At 58.4% G+C, this 15561-nt stretch carries 19 protein-coding genes; 18 read left to right on the plus strand and 1 reads right to left on the minus strand.

The features are described 5' to 3' along the window. The first annotated feature begins 250 nt into the window (after positions 1-250). The 13 genes from rpsP (at position 251) to FHX76_RS01440 (ending at position 10853) form a co-directional block, all read left to right on the plus strand. A complete protein-coding gene (rpsP, locus tag FHX76_RS01380; protein WP_167146913.1) occupies positions 251-697 on the plus strand; it encodes a 30S ribosomal protein S16 in 447 nt (148 codons plus the stop codon). A gap of 3 nt (positions 698-700) precedes the next feature. Beyond that, positions 701-937, plus strand: coding sequence for an RNA-binding protein (locus FHX76_RS01385; RefSeq protein ID WP_167146916.1), 237 nt, complete (start codon positions 701-703; stop codon positions 935-937). Between the two features lie 141 nt (positions 938-1078). Then, positions 1079-1624 (plus strand): ribosome maturation factor RimM, encoded by a 546-nt coding sequence (rimM, locus tag FHX76_RS01390; protein ID WP_386762094.1) that lies wholly within the window; start codon positions 1079-1081, stop codon positions 1622-1624. 107 nt (positions 1625-1731) lie between these two features. Continuing rightward, entirely contained in the window at positions 1732-2520 is a 789-nt protein-coding gene (gene trmD, locus FHX76_RS01395) for a tRNA (guanosine(37)-N1)-methyltransferase TrmD (protein WP_167146922.1), read from the plus strand. 85 nt (positions 2521-2605) lie between these two features. Then, entirely contained in the window at positions 2606-3133 is a 528-nt protein-coding gene (locus FHX76_RS01400; protein WP_167146925.1) for a GNAT family N-acetyltransferase, read from the plus strand. A 263-nt stretch (positions 3134-3396) separates the two neighbouring features. Then, a complete protein-coding gene (gene rplS, locus FHX76_RS01405) occupies positions 3397-3744 on the plus strand; it encodes a 50S ribosomal protein L19 (protein WP_167146928.1) in 348 nt (115 codons plus the stop codon). A gap of 348 nt (positions 3745-4092) precedes the next feature. Further along, positions 4093-4797: a signal peptidase I gene (lepB, locus tag FHX76_RS01410; protein WP_386762097.1), complete on the plus strand. Its 705-nt coding sequence runs from the start codon at positions 4093-4095 to the stop codon at positions 4795-4797. Further along, positions 4794-5471 carry a ribonuclease HII gene (locus FHX76_RS01415; RefSeq protein WP_167146931.1) on the plus strand — a complete coding sequence of 226 codons (678 nt, stop codon included), beginning with the start codon at positions 4794-4796 and terminating at the stop codon, positions 5469-5471. The genes lepB and FHX76_RS01415 overlap by 4 nt, the downstream gene beginning before the upstream one ends. Before the next feature lie 10 nt (positions 5472-5481). After that, a complete protein-coding gene (locus FHX76_RS01420) occupies positions 5482-5805 on the plus strand; it encodes a DUF2469 domain-containing protein (RefSeq protein ID WP_167146934.1) in 324 nt (107 codons plus the stop codon). Between the two features lie 225 nt (positions 5806-6030). Beyond that, positions 6031-6387 (plus strand): YraN family protein, encoded by a 357-nt coding sequence (locus tag FHX76_RS01425; RefSeq protein WP_167146937.1) that lies wholly within the window; start codon positions 6031-6033, stop codon positions 6385-6387. Further along, the gene (locus FHX76_RS01430) at positions 6387-8021 is read left to right on the plus strand and encodes a YifB family Mg chelatase-like AAA ATPase (protein WP_167146940.1); all 1635 of its coding nucleotides are present in this window, start codon (positions 6387-6389) and stop codon (positions 8019-8021) included. Before FHX76_RS01425 ends, FHX76_RS01430 begins: the two co-directional genes overlap by 1 nt. Then, complete coding sequence (gene dprA, locus FHX76_RS16065) at positions 8018-9784, plus strand: DNA-processing protein DprA (RefSeq protein WP_243848563.1); 1767 nt, start codon at positions 8018-8020, stop codon at positions 9782-9784. The genes FHX76_RS01430 and dprA overlap by 4 nt, the downstream gene beginning before the upstream one ends. A 103-nt stretch (positions 9785-9887) precedes the next feature. Next, a complete protein-coding gene (locus FHX76_RS01440; RefSeq protein WP_167146943.1) occupies positions 9888-10853 on the plus strand; it encodes a tyrosine-type recombinase/integrase in 966 nt (321 codons plus the stop codon). A gap of 297 nt (positions 10854-11150) precedes the next feature. Here the strand turns inward: FHX76_RS01440 and FHX76_RS16820 are convergent, their stop codons facing one another. Beyond that, a complete protein-coding gene (locus tag FHX76_RS16820) occupies positions 11151-11804 on the minus strand; it encodes a M23 family metallopeptidase (RefSeq protein WP_424960762.1) in 654 nt (217 codons plus the stop codon). A gap of 44 nt (positions 11805-11848) precedes the next feature. On the opposite strand from FHX76_RS16820, the gene FHX76_RS01450 reads away from it, so the two are divergent. The 5 genes from FHX76_RS01450 (at position 11849) to frr (ending at position 15558) form a co-directional block, all read left to right on the plus strand. Next, positions 11849-12058 carry a hypothetical protein gene (locus FHX76_RS01450; protein WP_167146949.1) on the plus strand — a complete coding sequence of 70 codons (210 nt, stop codon included), beginning with the start codon at positions 11849-11851 and terminating at the stop codon, positions 12056-12058. Positions 12059-12146: 88 nt separating this feature from the next. Then, positions 12147-13010, plus strand: coding sequence for a 30S ribosomal protein S2 (gene rpsB / locus FHX76_RS01455; RefSeq protein WP_167146952.1), 864 nt, complete (start codon positions 12147-12149; stop codon positions 13008-13010). Between the two features lie 118 nt (positions 13011-13128). Further along, positions 13129-13956, plus strand: a complete 828-nt coding sequence (tsf, locus tag FHX76_RS01460; RefSeq protein ID WP_167146955.1) for a translation elongation factor Ts — start codon at positions 13129-13131, stop codon at positions 13954-13956. Positions 13957-14234: 278 nt separating this feature from the next. Continuing rightward, on the plus strand, positions 14235-14951 hold the full coding sequence (gene pyrH / locus FHX76_RS01465) for a UMP kinase (RefSeq protein ID WP_167150225.1): 717 nt from the start codon (positions 14235-14237) through the stop codon (positions 14949-14951). A 52-nt stretch (positions 14952-15003) separates the two neighbouring features. Next, complete coding sequence (frr, locus tag FHX76_RS01470; protein WP_167146958.1) at positions 15004-15558, plus strand: ribosome recycling factor; 555 nt, start codon at positions 15004-15006, stop codon at positions 15556-15558. The last annotated feature ends 3 nt before the right edge of the window (positions 15559-15561 follow it).

Below are 15561 nucleotides of genomic sequence, written 5' to 3' on the forward strand. Positions count from 1 at the left end.
AGATTTGTCATCTTTCCACACACTTCTGGACGCATTGGTGCCACCCGTAAAGAACGCAGCGTGACCAGACTGCGAATTACCCTTCACAATTCGCCAGAATGCCCATTCATCTGGCAGAATGAATGGTTGAGTCTGTGCTCATCCGACCCTCTAATCAGATCGCACAGAATTCCTTAGAGCTTTCGCGCCGAGTGTAAACCCACGCAGCCGGCCGCGGTTCATCCACACAAAAAACATTTCAGGAGAAATTGTGGCTGTAAAAATTCGTTTGAAGCGTCTCGGAAAGATCCGCGCGCCCTACTACCGCATCGTTGTTGCAGACTCGCGCACCAAGCGCGATGGCCGCGTCATCGAAGAGATCGGTAAGTACCACCCCACCGAGAACCCTTCGTTCATCGAGGTTGACTCAGAGCGTGCACAGTACTGGCTCAGCGTTGGCGCACAGCCAACCGAGCAGGTTGCCGCTATCCTCAAGCTCACCGGAGACTGGGGCAAATTCAAGGGCGACAAGGATGCTGTCAGCACCGTTCAGGTCAAGGAAGCAAAGGTTGCCTTTGTTGCCGACGAGAAGAAGAAGCCTGTTCTCAAGCCAAAGGTAGAAGCTCCGAAGGCAAAGGTTGAAGAGCCTGCTGCTGAAGAGGCACCTGCTGAAGAGGCACCCGCAGCTGATGAGGCTGCTGCAGAGGACAAGGCATAACTAGTGCTCACTCCTGCTCTCGAACACCTTGTCAAGGGGATCGTTGATCACCCAGACGAGGTTCAGGTTTTGTCGAAGAGCGGCCAACGCGGCGAGGTTCTCGAGGTGCACGTGCACCCCGAGGACCTCGGTCGTGTTATTGGGCGTTCGGGTCGTACCGCGCAGTCGCTGCGCACGGTTGTTGCGGCTCTTGCCGACGGCCGTCGCGTTCGTGTCGACGTCGTCGACACCGATAAGTAAGCGCATTCTGTAGTGGCTCGTGAATCACAGTCTGAACAGTCAAGAGGGTCTCGTCCCTCGTCCGCACAATCGCCCGAATCATCCGAACAGCCTCGGCTCCGTGTCGGTCGTCTGACCAAAGCACACGGGCTTAAGGGAGCGATGAAGCTTGAACTCTTCACCGATGACCCCGAACGCCGGTTTGTTCCAGGCGCCGAGTTCAGCCTGCAGGTTCCAGACGAATCTCCATGGCACGGGAAGACCCTTCGTCTCGCCGAACTCCGCTGGTACAACAGCCACCCAGTTGGCTTCTTTGAAGGAGTCGACGACCGCACCGCTGCAGAGGGGCTTGCAAAAGCTATTCTCTGGATCGATGCTGACCTCGACGAAGATACAAGCGATGACAACGCCTGGTTTGATCACCAGCTCGTTGGTCTCGACGTGCTTCGCGACGGAACCAGCGTTGGTACGGTAGCCCGGCTTGAGCACCTGCCTGCCCAAGACTTGCTGATAGTAAACACAGCAAACGGCGAAGTCATGGTGCCCTTTGTTTCGGCCATCGTTCCAACCGTCGACGTTGCTGCTGGCCACGTTGTCGTAACGCCTCCTGTCGGTTTGTTTGAAGCAGACCAGGCCATCATCGCGGCAGGCGAGCCTGAAGAGGCATCCGATGCCGCATCGTCGGAGTCAACTACACCGGCTGAGTAATCTTGGCTGCAGAGCTAATTCGGTCCGCGCATCCGTTTCGCAGCCTGCTGAGCTGTGAACGAATGCGACGGGCCGAATCAAGTTAACGAGTCACTAAGGACTGCACCGTGAAGATTGACATTGTCAGTATCTTTCCCACGTTTTTTGATGTCTTAGACATTTCGCTGCTTGGCAAAGCCAGGCAAAACGGGGTCATCAACCTCGACGTGCACGACCTCCGTGACTTCACCTTTGACCGGCACCGTACGGTCGATGACACCCCGTACGGCGGTGGCGCAGGTATGGTCATGAAGCCAGAGCCGTGGGGGCTCGCCCTCGACGAAATCCTTGGGATTACCGAGGGTCAGGCGCAAGACGATCAGGCCAAGAAGCCTGCAGATCAAGACGCGCCGGCCCAAACGGATGCTGACGCCGCGACCACGGCAGCTGACGGCAGCATCCCTCCGCTCGTGATCTTCCCGTCCCCTGCAGGCGACGTGTTTAATCAGGCCATGGCCAAAGAGCTCGCCCATGAAGATCACCTCGTGTTTGGCTGCGGCCGCTATGAGGGCATTGATCAGCGTGTCTTTGACTACGCCGAACAGCACGCCCGCGTGCGGCTTGTGAGCCTCGGCGATTACGTGCTTAACGGGGGAGAGGTAGCAACGATGGCAATGATCGAGGCTATCGGTCGGCTCATCCCTGGAGTTGTTGGCAACCCCGAGAGCCTCACGGAGGAGTCCCACGAAGACGGCTTGCTCGAGTACCCGAGTTACACCAAACCGTCAACCTGGCGTGGGCAGGAAGTGCCGCCAGTACTGCTGTCTGGCAATCACGGGGCCATTGAGAAGTGGCGCTACGAACAGCGTGTGGAGCGTACGCGCCGTGTACGTCCTGACCTGCTGCCACCCGAGTAATGCCCTTGTGCTGACGGGCCTCTCCGCCTCCGGATGCCAAGCGCTCCGGTCTATCGGACATCGCACGTCGCCCTAAACTACAGTCATGCACAATTTGACTGCCGAGACCCTCCCAGACGGGGCCGTACTTCGAACCGCCCGACCCGAGGATGTGCCAGGCATCCTGCACTGCATCCAAGAGCTTGCGGTATACGAAAAAGAGCCCGACGCCGTTGAGAATACGTCATTCCTTCTGACCGATGTGTTGTTCGGCGAGGCGCCATCCGTGTATGCGCACGTGGTTGAACGTGACGGCACAATCGTTGGCATCGCCGTGTGGTTCCGCAACTACTCAACGTGGACCGGGACGCACGGCATCTACCTTGAAGACCTGTTTGTGCTGCCGGAGCACCGCGGTGCCGGCTACGGCAAAATCCTGCTGCGATCACTCGCGACCCTGTGCGCTGCCAACGGGTACCGCCGCCTCGAGTGGTCGGTACTCGACTGGAACGAACCGTCAATCGCGTTCTACCGCTCGGTCGGGGCAGTTCCGATGGATGGATGGTCGGTCTTCCGTCTTGACGGTGACGCACTCGGTACTTTTGGGGCCGCGACTGCGTCTCCACCCGCCTAACCCCCACCTACCCGCTACGGCCCGAACCTGCATCTATTTGCGAGAAAATGCGCAAATTCAGGGGATTCTCCGCAGATTTCCGCAAATAGATGGCGGTGAGCGCCGCGTGTATTCGTTGAGGGCCCCACTTTCGTGCTAAATTAGATCCTTGTGTCACCACTGGTTCTGCCATGAGGGAGCCGGATTCTGGACAGACACACCTCAAACCTTTAATTACCTATATGTGCGACCGACTTGTGGCGGGCGCAGAGAGCGAAGAAGAAATGCAAAATCTCGACCACGTCGATGCTGCGTCACTCAAGTCAGACATTCCCGAGTTCCGCGCCGGTGACACCGTCAAGGTGCACGTAAACATCATCGAGGGTAACCGCTCACGTATCCAGATTTTCCAGGGCGTTGTTATCGCTCGTTCGGGCTACGGCGTTCGCGAGACCTTCATCGTTCGCAAGATCAGCTTCCAGGTGGGTGTTGAGCGTACGTTCCCCGTACACTCGCCCGTCATTGACAAGATCGAGGTCGTTACCCGCGGTGACGTCCGTCGTGCAAAGCTTTACTACCTGCGCGAGCTGCGCGGCAAGAAGGCGAAGATCAAAGAGAAGCGCGACATCTAAGCTTTTCGCAAGCCAAGCGTGTCAGCGGCCGAAGTAATCGGCGGCACACGACAACACAAAGCCCCGTTTCGAATTTATTCGAACCGGGGCTTTGTATTTTTCTGCAGAGCCTATTCTTTGAAATGCATAACCTCCTGGTGGAGGCCTCTCCCGACGCGCGTAACGCCCCAATCCCTTGTTCGGCGTGCATGAAGCTCGCATTCAGAAATCTCACAGGTGGTTCCATTCGGTCGTGCGGGGCACAGGGCGATAAGATGAACTCTCACTGTTACTGGGATTAAGCCGGTCGTGATTGTGCCTCTGTTTCACGCGCTGTCATATGAAGAGTGAAGAATTCAGGCGGTTATCGTGACAGACATTCCCAACCCAAGCAGGTCGAGCTCCCGACGGCGCCGTCGAGGTACCGCAACGTTTTTTCGTGATCTTGCAATCATCCTGCTTGTAGCGTTTACGGCCTCGTTCTTAGTCAAGACCTTCCTCATGCGTTCGTTCTACATTCCCTCATCCTCGATGGAGAACACGCTGCAGATTAACGACCGCATTCTGGTGAACCAGCTTGTGCCTGAGCTCTCGAGTGTTAAACGCGGGGACATCGTGGTGTTTAAGGATCCGGGCGGATGGCTTACTCCTCGTCCTCAGCAAGATCCAGGCCCTATCGGATGGTTCTTTGAAGCTATCGGGCTTGCCCCAACCGACAGCGACGAGCACCTCGTCAAGCGGGTCATCGGCTTGCCAGGCGACCATGTTGAATGCTGCAACGCGCTCGGGCAGATCATGGTGAACGGTGAGGGCGTTGACGAACCGTACCTGAAGCTGCCAAACGAAAGCAGCGCAGCCTCCGGAATTAAGTTTGACGTGGTCGTTCCAGAGGGAAAACTCTGGGTGATGGGTGACAATCGCTACTCATCTGCCGACTCTCGCTACAACACAGACAAGCCTGGAGAAGGTTTTGTTCCGATGGAGAACGTCGTTGGGCGTGCGTTCATGATTAACTGGCCGCTCAACCATTTCACCATCTTCAATAGCCGGGCAGAATTGTTTAGCGACCAATGAGTAAGGCCGTTTCAAACGCTCCTACCCTCGATCTTGAGCACGAGCTGCTGTCGACAGGAGCCTCACTCGTGATTGGCTGTGATGAGGTTGGGCGCGGTGCCATCGCAGGCCCGGTTTCTGTTGGAGTCGCGGCCTACGATCGTGGCTGTGGCGGTTTCCCAGAGGGCCTGCGCGATTCCAAACTGCTGTCTGAAAAGCGCAGGGAAGCGTTGTACGCTCCGACACGGGCCTGGGTGCTTCATGGTGCGGTTGGCTCAGCAACGGCCGCAGAAGTGGATGAGCTTGGCATCAACGCCTGCCTCGGCCTCGCTGCCAGGAGAGCCCTCATCTCGCTCCACGAGCTCGGCGTTGATGTTGCCGCCAGCGTCGTCCTTTTGGACGGTTCGGCGGATTGGCTGACCCCGTCGCTCGGCTCGCCGCTGCGCGTTGTCACGAGGGTGAAGGCCGACCGCGACTGCGCGAGCGTGGCCGCAGCCTCGGTATTGGCCAAGGTTGAACGAGATCGCCAGATGATTGAGCTCGACGCTCAACATCCTGGATATAGCTGGGCCGGGAACAAGGGTTACGGCTCGGCCGCCCACTATGCGGCTATTGAGTCGCTTGGGGCCACCGATTATCATCGGCGATCCTGGCTCAAAGGCGCCGGGTCCCTTGCCGTGGCCGATACCCCGTAGGATTGGACTCATGAACGAAGACGAATTTGACGACTACGAGCGCGAGGTAGAGCTAGCGCTGTTTCGGGAATACCGCGACATCGTGGCGCAGTTTCGTTACGTGGTAGAGACCGAACGACGTTTTTACTTGGCAAACAGTGTCGATTTGCAGCGCCGGGATGCCGGCAGCGACTTCTACTTTGAGCTCACTATGAGCGACGTGTGGGTGTGGGACGTGTACCGTGCTGACCGCTTCGTGAAGTCTGTGCGAGTCCTGACCTTCAAAGACGTCAACGTAGAAGAGCTCTCTGATCGTGAGCTGAAGCTTCCACGGGAGCTTGCTCTCGACGAGTAACTACTCGCCACTGGGGTTCATATTCAAGGGTACGTGTTGAGACCCTTGTGCCTCATGTGCCTGTTCACTGCTCGGATGCTCACTCATCGGTAGTTCAGACGACGGATGCGGCAACGGCCGGATACTTATCCACCGTTCCGAATCCGGCCAGGTTCTCCACGACATTCGCCCTGCACTGTTTGGCAGGTCGTCGAACCTTCATGATCGTTTCATGGAGGTGCACAGATGGCACGAAAAGACGATATTGGGCGCTGGGGCGAGGCTGTTGCCGCCGACTACTTGGCGCAGCGTGGCTACGAGATTCTCGAGAAGAATTGGCGACATAGCCTTGGTGAGATTGACATCATTGCCCGCTCAAACGGGCGGTTGGTGTTTGCAGAGGTCAAGACGCGCACCGGCAGAGGGTACGGGCATCCGTTTGAAGCCATCACCACAACAAAGCTTGATCGTCTACGTCGCCTCGCGCTGGCATGGTGTCGTCAGCACGAGATCTCGCCGAGGCAGATTCGAATAGATGCCATTGCGGTCTTGGGGGTTCCCGATCGCACGCCAAACATCGAACACCTCACGGGGGTGTACTAATGCCGGTCGCGAGCACCCGCAGCGTTGCGCTCAACGGGATTGATGGACATCTGGTTGAGGTCGAAGCCGACGTCTCCCAAACGTTGCCTGGCTTTGTCATCATCGGGTTGCCGGATGCCGCGCTCGGGGAGGCTCGCGAGCGCGTACGCCTGGCCGCAAGCAATAGCGGCTGCGCACTTACCGATCGAAAGCTGACGGTCAACCTGTCACCAGCCTCGCTTCCAAAACACGGGTCGAGCTTTGACCTTGCGATTGCGCTTGCCTGTCTTGCCGCCGCTGGCAGCATCTCGGCGACTTCTGTCAGACGAGTGGTGCATGTTGGCGAGCTGAGGCTCGACGGTCGTCTCCGGCCGTCGGCTGGCGTGTTGCCAGCGGCTCTTTCTGCACGACGGGCAGGCGCTGATACAGTCATGGTTCCCGCGGGTAACGTAGCCGAAGCCTCGCTTGTCTCCGGTCTTGAGGTGGTAGGGGTTCATACACTTCGTGAGGCGGCAATATGGCACGGTGGTGAATTTGCGCGGTTGGTACAGCTCGACCACGATGGCAGCAACCCGATAAGCGATGCCGATGGGTTTGGAGAATCTTCTGCAGACGCCAGTGTTGTGGTTGCACCGGGGGAGCCGGGGCTTCGCGTTGGGCCCGGCGGCGATGGCGCGGTTCAGAGTGCACCCGATGGCGACCTGAGCGATGTTGTTGGCAACCCGGATGCAGTCGAGTCTCTTATCGTTGCGGCCGCCGGCGGCCATAACCTCTCCCTGCTTGGGCCACCCGGTTCTGGCAAAACGATGCTGGCGGCTCGGCTCAGCGGGCTCCTGCCAGACCTCGACGAAGAAGCTTCGCTCGAGGCAAGCTGCATCCGGTCGCTTGCGGGGCATCCACTGAACGGTGGTCTGGTGACTCGGCCGCCGATTGAATCACCTCATCACACAGCAAGTGCGGCCGCAATGATCGGAGGTGGCAGCACAATCATTCGCCCTGGCGCGGCGGCACGTGCAGCACACGGAATTTTGTTTCTTGACGAGGCGCCCGAGTTCGCGCCGGCTGTGCTTGACTCGCTTCGCCAACCACTTGAATCCGGCACAATCACGATTCACCGGGCTCGAGTCACAGCATCGTTTCCAGGCCGGTTTCAGCTCGTGCTGGCGGCAAATCCTTGTCCGTGCGGCAACTACGGGGTGCGCGACAGTGAATGTACATGCCCGCCGACGCTTCGTCGACGGTACCTTGGGCGTATTTCCGGCCCGCTTAACGATCGCATTGACATCCATCTCGCGGTGAATCGGATTACCGCAAATCAACTGCGCGTTGCCGATGAAATACCTCGCATTTCCACGGCAGACGGGCGAGCCAGAGTAGAAGCAGCACGTGAACGTGCTCGCGCTCGTCTAAAAACGACTCCGTGGCGCACAAACTCGCAGGTGCCCGGCACCTGGCTGAGGCATCCCGACAACCGGCTGCCGTATCCAACAGTACGGTCGCTCGATCTGGCCCTCGAACGGGGACTGATTACGATGCGAGGTTTTGATCGAGTCTTGCGGCTCTCCTGGACCCTTGCTGATCTTGGGCTTGAACCACAACCCACCAAGGAACACGTGGGGCAAGCACTCTACCTGAGGAGGGGTGTGAGTTCATGAGCACGTTGTTTGGATTAGACGAGGCCCTCGTGCAGGCCGCTGCCGGCAAGCTCCTCGGCCCCCTCAATACCGCAGACGTTGATCTTCCCGCGGTGTTTGCCCGTTCGGTGTGGAGCCGCTTGGCCGAACCTGGAGACAGGGTCGCCGGAGCAGTTGTCGCAGCAATAGGGCCGTCGGAAGCGCTCAACGCGCTTCTTGACGGCACGCTCAGGCGGGCTATCCGATCGGTTGAAGGCGAGCGCCACCGTGAACCAGATCATGATCTACGCAGGGGCGAGAACACCGCAAACGGAGGGTTGCCGGGTCGCGACTCAGCAGCGCCAGCCGCTAGAACCGGTCAAACACTGCGCACCGGTCAGACAACGAGCACCGGTCGAGATCCGGACCAGTCGCTCGCCACCGCAATTGAACGCTGGCTTCCACGGCTCAACTCCGCTGAAGTGTTGCGAACGGTTGATGCAGCGGAACAGCTCGGGGCGCGTCTCATCACACCAGAACATCCCGCCTGGCCAGACAAACTGAATGACTTAGAGTTCCACGCGCCACTTGCGCTGTGGGTGAGAGGTTCGATCGAACACCTGCGGTGTCCAAGCGTGAGCATTGTTGGGTCGCGTGCTGCCTCTGGCTACGGCGAGCACGTAACGGCTGAGTTTGCAGGCGGGCTGACAACCCGAGGCATCAACATCGTTTCAGGAGGAGCCTACGGCATCGATGGAATGGCCCACCGGGCAGCCCTTGCCGGCAGCGCACCAACGATTGCGGTGCTGGCCGGTGGAATTGACCGACTGTATCCGAGCGGTCACGAAGACCTACTTCGGCGAATTATTGCGCAGGGGTCGGCGCTGAGTGAGCTGCCTCCTGGGTTCTCTCCAACACGGTGGCGGTTTTTGCAACGCAATAGGCTCATCGCAGCGCTCTCGACAGTGACCCTCGTCTGCGAAGCTGGCACACGATCAGGGTCGCTCAACACCGCTGCGCACGCCTCCTCACTTGGCCGCGCCCTCGGGGCGGTACCCGGACCAATAACCTCCGCCGCATCGGCGGGCTGTCATCGTCTGCTCCGTGAGTTTGACGCCTCCTGTATCACGAGCCTAGAAGACTTGGACGAGTTGTTCTGGGGTATTAATCATGACCCAAACGTCCAGGCAAACTGCGTTGGGGGCCACAGCGATGATACGACACAGCAGTCGCTAGACGGCCGCAAGCCAGGCGACCAGGGGAGCGAACCTGCTGGACAAGGCACCGAGTTTGTGAATGAATCTTGCGAACCGAATGAAGCGTTCTTGGGGCGCGCCACCGAGGGCGAGGCCTCGAATCTCAACCAACAGACCCAGAGCCTGCAGACCCAAAGCCAGCAGAGCCAGAGCCAGCAATCCCAGAACCGACAATCGCCGAGCCAACAAGGTCAAACACAACAAAACCTCAGCTCGAAAGCCATCCTGCTGTCCGACACACGTTTACCGCACGAACAAGACGCATCGGGTCAGATATCCGACCGTCCATGCGGCAGCGGATCGTCAACGGAACAAAACAGCAGGGTCGGAGCCGTCCGAACATCCGCAACGTCGATTCGGCTGCTCGACGCGTTGAAGCCACGTGCTCCAAAAACGATTATTGAGCTTGCGCGGGAGACCGGTCTCGACCCTGCCAGCGTGAGAGCAGGGCTCGGTGAGCTCTTCGCCGAGGGGCGCGCACAGGAGCATGATCGGGGCTGGACACACGGGCCAACCGTGAATTCCGCTGCGCGCCCGTCGCGAGGGTAATCAGCGGCTCGTGTTGATCGCATAGGGATGAGCGCCGAGTCGAGCTAATGCGTTCTCGGCGTGGAATCGGTGTAGCTGTGTTTTCTGAAGGCAGAATGGGGAGATGAACCTCGAGCGCGCGATCGACGACTACACGTCATACCTTCGTGCGGAACGGGGGTACTCAGAGCAGACCGTTCGCGCCTATCGGGCAGACCTTCTTGGCCTCAGCCAGTTCCTCCAAACAGCGCAGGGCCCGAAAGCATGGTTTGAACTTGACGATCTGCGTGACTGGCTCTGGGATGCCCAAAATAGGGGACTATCGAGCAGTACCATCGCCCGGCGAACAGCATCCGTCAAAGGATTCAGCCATTGGCTGGCCAAACGCGGATATCGGGAAACCGATATCGCGGCCCGGCTTGTCGGCCCCAAAGCGAGCAAACACCTCCCTCGCGTTGTGACACGGCCCCAGATGGACGAATTACTTGCGGGACTCCAACTCCGTGCTGCCGCAGGTGACCCGATTGCCCTTCGAGATACAGCAGTGATTGAGCTGCTCTACGGTTCGGCGCTACGTGTATCCGAAGTCGCTAGCCTCAATATTGCCGATATCGACCATGAACGGCTCACCGTGCGAGTGACAGGAAAAGGCGACAAACAACGTGTCGTCCCTTTCGGTGTTCCTGCAGAGAAAGCGCTCCTTGCCTACGAGGTACACGCGAGGCCGATGCTCATGACGTCAAGCAAGGACGCCCCTGAGACGGTGTCCAGTACCAGAGCGGCGCAGCCGCTCGCTCCCGACAGGGTCCCGCAGAATGCGTATTTCCTGGGGTCGCGAGGTCGCAGGGTCGGGACTCGCGCGCTCTACACCGCTGTGGCGAATTTGCTCTCTGAACTTCCTGGCGCCGGAGGAAACGGCCCGCACACGCTTCGACACACGGCAGCGACGCACCTGCTCGACGGGGGAGCCGATCTCAGGGCTGTCCAAGAAATGCTCGGACACGCCAGCTTGGCGACGACCCAAATCTACACGCACGTCTCAAGCGAGAAACTCGCCCAAACCTACCGAACGGCCCACCCTCGCGCTTAACCCAGACTCGCCTGTGAACGGTACGAGTTGTGTAAGCTCTACGAGTCTTACGAGTCTTACGAGCCAAGCGAACCACGCAAACCGTGCCCAGCCGTGCCCTTGTGCATGCTCGCGTTCATTGCCGTATGACAATGTGGCCACGTGTAGCCACGTGTAGCCACGTGTAGCCATCCGCACGTAGTTGCATGTGATCTCTCAGGCTATGAGCCCTCGCTTGCACGTACCTGGATCTCGCTTTGATCGGTCGGCCATAGTCTGCCCAGCTCACAGCAAAGGAGGCGCAATGCACCGTCCCATTTACCTATCGGAGAGGGGAAGCAAGATGGGACGCGATACGAGGCCAAAAAGAATCATGGGGTTGACGTACTCACCGTTGAGCCTTGCCCCTACGTGTAAGCACGGCGCTATAGCCGATTCGTGAGTGAAATTGACCGGTGCTCTGTCTGGGTGGGTGTCGTGGCCTGAAGCGCAGTGTGCGTTCTCGGAAAGATCGTGTCGAATCTCTCCAAACGGCTGTCCGGCAGCGACACTGTCTCCTTGAACCAGGCTCGACTGCGCCGGCTCAAAACTTGAGATGTATCCGTCAGCGTGTCGGATGCTCACTACAGGCCGATCTACTACCGTGCCCTGAAAATGGATGACCCCGTCGGCTGGCGCGCGCAACTGCTGACGGTCAGCGACGACAAAATCTACGCCGCGATGTCCGGCACTGTATGGTGTCGACGGTGCCACGAAGGGCCGGTAAATTTGCGGTGTTGGGGCAACGGGAAGCATCCACGGTGGTTGTGGACGTTTGAAACTCGGATGCATACTCGGGGCCACTATCGTGGCACGAGGTTCGGCGGAGGCTTCTGCATAGCTCTCGCTGCGAGGCAAACCGGTCACGGAGAGAACAGCCGTGGCTATGAACGCAGTAGCCGTTTTGAGAGTCAGGTATTTCATGTGATTCATCCTTGTTGGCGGCTCCCAAGGGGCGGGGCCTGAGGGGATGATCGGTGAAGAAGCTGGACTGGTGGCAGGCTGTGGAAAGGTTTCCCGACTGTCAGCAGCAAAACGGTCAAAAACGCGTCGATCTGATTCAGCGAAATGCTACTATTGTCGAAGCATCTCGTTTACGAGGTGACTACGCGTGCCACAAACCGGTTGAAATCGTCGGTCTTGCACCTCATCTGCTCGAAAGAGTTCTTGTGGTGTGGAGCGATTGAAACCGTGGCACCAGGGGTTGTCTCACACTGAGGCAGTCAGCTAACCGACACGCATCTTCAACCGAAGGTGCAGACAAGGAGAACGGCCATGGCCGTCGTAACAATTCGCCAGCTGCTCGACAGCGGCGTTCACTTCGGGCACCAGACCCGTCGTTGGAACCCGAAGATGAAGCGTTTTATCCTCACGGAGCGCTCGGGTATTTACATCATCGACCTGCAGCAGTCGCTTGGTCACATTGACAAGGCATATGACTTCGTCAAGACCACGGTTGCTCACGGTGGAACCATCCTCTTCGTTGGAACGAAGAAGCAGGCCCAGGAAGCGATTGCCGAGCAGGCAACTCGCGTTGGGCAGCCCTACGTTAACCAGCGCTGGCTTGGTGGTCTGTTGACCAACTTCCAGACGGTTTCGCAGCGTCTCGCTCGCATGAAGGAGCTTGAGGAGCTGGACTTCGAGGGCACCACGAGTGGCTTCACCAAGAAGGAACTGCTGCTCAAGAAGCGCGAGCTCGACAAGCTGCACAAGAGCCTCGGTGGTATCCGCAACATGACCAAGACGCCTTCGGCGATCTGGATCGTTGACACCAAGAAAGAGCACCTCGCCATTGACGAGGCCAAGAAGCTTGGTATCCCGGTTATCGCTATCCTCGACACCAACTGCGACCCTGACGACGTGAACTACCCGATTCCGGGTAACGACGACGCCATCCGAAGCGTTGCGCTGCTGACCCGTGTGGTTGCAGATGCTGCTGCTGAGGGCCTCGTTGAGCGTCACCAGAAGTCCGACGCATCGGAGGCTCCTGCCGAGCCTCTCGCCGAGTGGGAGGCAGAGCTGCTCGCAGCTCCCGCCGATGCCGCTGCAGCACCTGCTGAAGAGGCACCAGCTGCCGAGGCTCCTGCAGAGGTAGCAGCGGAAGCTGCTACCGAAGCACCCGCCGAAGAAGCCAAGTAACTTTCATAGTTGAGGGTCGGCATCCGCGAGAGAATTCTCCCTCACGGATGCCGGCCGCACAGATTGTCAGTTTCACCGTTTATACACGTACATACGTCATAACGAGGAGTTTAAACACATGGCTAATTTCAGCCTAGAAGCAGTCAAGACACTTCGCGAGCGCCTCGGTGCCGGAATGGTTGACAGCAAGAATGCCCTGATCGAAGCAGAGGGCGACATCGAGAAGGCCATTGAGATTCTTCGTCTCAAGGGCATGAAAGGTGTTGCAAAGCGCGAGGGTCGCTCAACGAGCGAGGGCCTTGTAGCTGCAAAAGAGAGCGGCAAGACCGCAACGCTCATCGAGCTCGCCTGCGAGACCGACTTCGTTGCGAAGAACGAGAAGTTCATTGCCCTCGCTGACACGGTACTCGACGCCATTGTTGCCGCCGGCGCACGCACCCTCGAAGAGGCGCTTGCTGCACCAGCTGCGGGCAAGACCGTTGCTGATGTCATCACCGACGAGGCAGCAATCCTCGGCGAGAAGGTAGAGCTTCGTCGCATCGCCGTTGTTGATGGTGAGCACTTCGCGATTTACCTGCACAAGACGAGCAAGGACCTGCCACCTCAGGTTGGCGTTGTTGTTGGATACGCCGGAGATGACGAAGAGACCGCTCGCAGCATTGCGCAGCACATCTCATTCGCCGACCCGCTGTACCTCTCGCGCGACGAGGTTCCTACGGCTGATGTCGAGAAGGAGCGCGAGCTCGTTACCGAGATCGCCAAGAACGAGGGAAAGCCAGAAGCTGCCCTTCCAAAGATCATTGAAGGACGCCTCACTGGCTTCTTCAAGACGGTTGTTCTTGTTGACCAGGACTACGCTCGCGACAACAAGCAGAGCGTTGCCAAGGTTCTCGAGACCTCAGGCCTGACGTTGAGCGGCTTCGCCCGTTTCAAGGTTGGCGCTTAAGTACGACCTTCGAAAAGGAGTCCGAACCCTCACAGGGATCGGGCTCCTTTTCTCTGCCATAAACACTGCCCAAATCTGATCTCAGGCTAAGGGCACCGCATGTATTTGCGACTTTCTGCGTAATAATCAGGATTTTGCAGCAGAAACTCGCAAATAGATGCAGGTTTGGAGCGCATTGGCAGTAGACGCAAATGCGTGACGGCGCTCACGGAGCGCCCAGCAACGAGCCCTCATTGTCGGCTACCCTAGACAGTGGCAACTGAAGAGTAAGGAACATGATGACAGGAACAAATCGTCGACGTCGAGTACTGCTGAAGCTTTCGGGCGAGGCATTCGGTGGGGGACAGCTTGGGGTCAACCCAGACATCGTGAGCTCTATTGCTAAAGAAATCGCGGCTGCAACGGACCAGGTAGAAGTTGCCATCGTTGTTGGCGGCGGAAACTTCTTCCGTGGTGCAGAGCTTTCGCAGCGCGGAATGGACCGCGGTCGCGCGGACTACATGGGCATGTTGGGAACCGTTATGAATGCCCTCGCCCTTCAAGACTTTATCGAGCAGGCGGGTGTTGGATGCCGTGTGCAGTCCGCCATCACGATGACTCAGGTCGCCGAGACCTACATCCCGCTTCGCGCCATTCGTCACCTTGAGAAGAGCCGTGTTGTGGTGTTTGGTGCGGGTGCTGGGCTTCCGTATTTCTCGACCGACACGGTTGCGGCGCAGCGTGCGCTCGAAATTCACGCTGACGTTGTCCTTGTTGCCAAAAACGGCGTCGACGGCGTCTACACCGCCGATCCACGACTCGATGCGACCGCAACGAAGATCGAGAGCATCCAGTATCAGGAGGCCCTCCAGAAGGGGCTGAAAGTGGTTGACTCGACGGCCTTCAGTCTGTGCATGGACAACAAAATGCCGATGCGGGTCTTCGGGATGGAGCCTGCTGGCAACGTAACCGCCGCCATCCTTGGCGAAGAGATCGGTACCCTGGTTCACGCCTAGGCCAACTGCTCTACTAGACTTAACCTGCTTGTCACATGAAAAAGGAGTTGCCGTGATCGCTGACGTTCTCGAACAGACCACCCAAAAGATGGCTAAGGCTGTTGACGTTGCAAAAGATGATTTTGCCACGGTGCGAACCGGACGCGCGAACCCGGCGCTGTTTCAGAAGATTCAGGTTGACTACTACGGCACGCCGACGCCGCTTGAGCAGCTCGCATCTCTGCAGAACCAAGAGGCTCGTACCATCCTGGTGACGCCCTACGACAAGTCTGCGCTGAAGGCTATTGAAACCGCTATTCGCGATACCCCGAACCTTGGCGCAAACCCGAGCAACGACGGAACTGTTGTTCGTGTCACGATGCCTGAGCTCACCGAGGACCGTCGCAAAGAGTACGTCAAGATCGTTCGTGGTAAGGCCGAGGATGCCCGTGTGACGGTTCGCAACCTGCGCCGCAAGTCGAAGGATGACCTTGACGCTCTCAAGTCTGAGGTTGGCGACGACGAGGTGGCGCGTGCTGAAAAAGAGCTCGAAGCCGTAACCAAGGCCCACGTCGAGGCAATTGACGAGGCGCTCAAGCGTAAAGAAGCCGAACTGCTCGAGGTATAGCCG

It is taken from the genome of Lysinibacter cavernae (assembly GCF_011758565.1).
Classification (GTDB): Bacteria; Actinomycetota; Actinomycetes; order Actinomycetales; family Microbacteriaceae; genus Lysinibacter; species Lysinibacter cavernae.

Excerpts from the sequence above, each read along its gene's own strand:
- rimM (WP_386762094.1), top strand. The coding sequence starts at position 1,079 with ATGAAGCTTGAACTCTTCACCGATGACCCCGAACGCCGGTTTGTTCCA.
- FHX76_RS01430 (WP_167146940.1), top strand. The coding sequence starts at position 6,387 with ATGCCGGTCGCGAGCACCCGCAGCGTTGCGCTCAACGGGATTGATGGA.
- rpsB (WP_167146952.1), top strand. The coding sequence starts at position 12,147 with ATGGCCGTCGTAACAATTCGCCAGCTGCTCGACAGCGGCGTTCACTTC.
- tsf (WP_167146955.1), top strand. The coding sequence starts at position 13,129 with ATGGCTAATTTCAGCCTAGAAGCAGTCAAGACACTTCGCGAGCGCCTC.
- FHX76_RS16820 (WP_424960762.1), bottom strand. The coding sequence starts at position 11,804 with ATGAATCACATGAAATACCTGACTCTCAAAACGGCTACTGCGTTCATA.
- FHX76_RS01420 (WP_167146934.1), top strand. The coding sequence starts at position 5,482 with ATGAACGAAGACGAATTTGACGACTACGAGCGCGAGGTAGAGCTAGCG.
- FHX76_RS01400 (WP_167146925.1), top strand. The coding sequence starts at position 2,606 with ATGCACAATTTGACTGCCGAGACCCTCCCAGACGGGGCCGTACTTCGA.
- pyrH (WP_167150225.1), top strand. The coding sequence starts at position 14,235 with ATGACAGGAACAAATCGTCGACGTCGAGTACTGCTGAAGCTTTCGGGC.
- FHX76_RS01415 (WP_167146931.1), top strand. The coding sequence starts at position 4,794 with ATGAGTAAGGCCGTTTCAAACGCTCCTACCCTCGATCTTGAGCACGAG.
- FHX76_RS01440 (WP_167146943.1), top strand. The coding sequence starts at position 9,888 with ATGAACCTCGAGCGCGCGATCGACGACTACACGTCATACCTTCGTGCG.
- FHX76_RS01425 (WP_167146937.1), top strand. The coding sequence starts at position 6,031 with ATGGCACGAAAAGACGATATTGGGCGCTGGGGCGAGGCTGTTGCCGCC.
- rplS (WP_167146928.1), top strand. The coding sequence starts at position 3,397 with ATGCAAAATCTCGACCACGTCGATGCTGCGTCACTCAAGTCAGACATT.
- dprA (WP_243848563.1), top strand. The coding sequence starts at position 8,018 with ATGAGCACGTTGTTTGGATTAGACGAGGCCCTCGTGCAGGCCGCTGCC.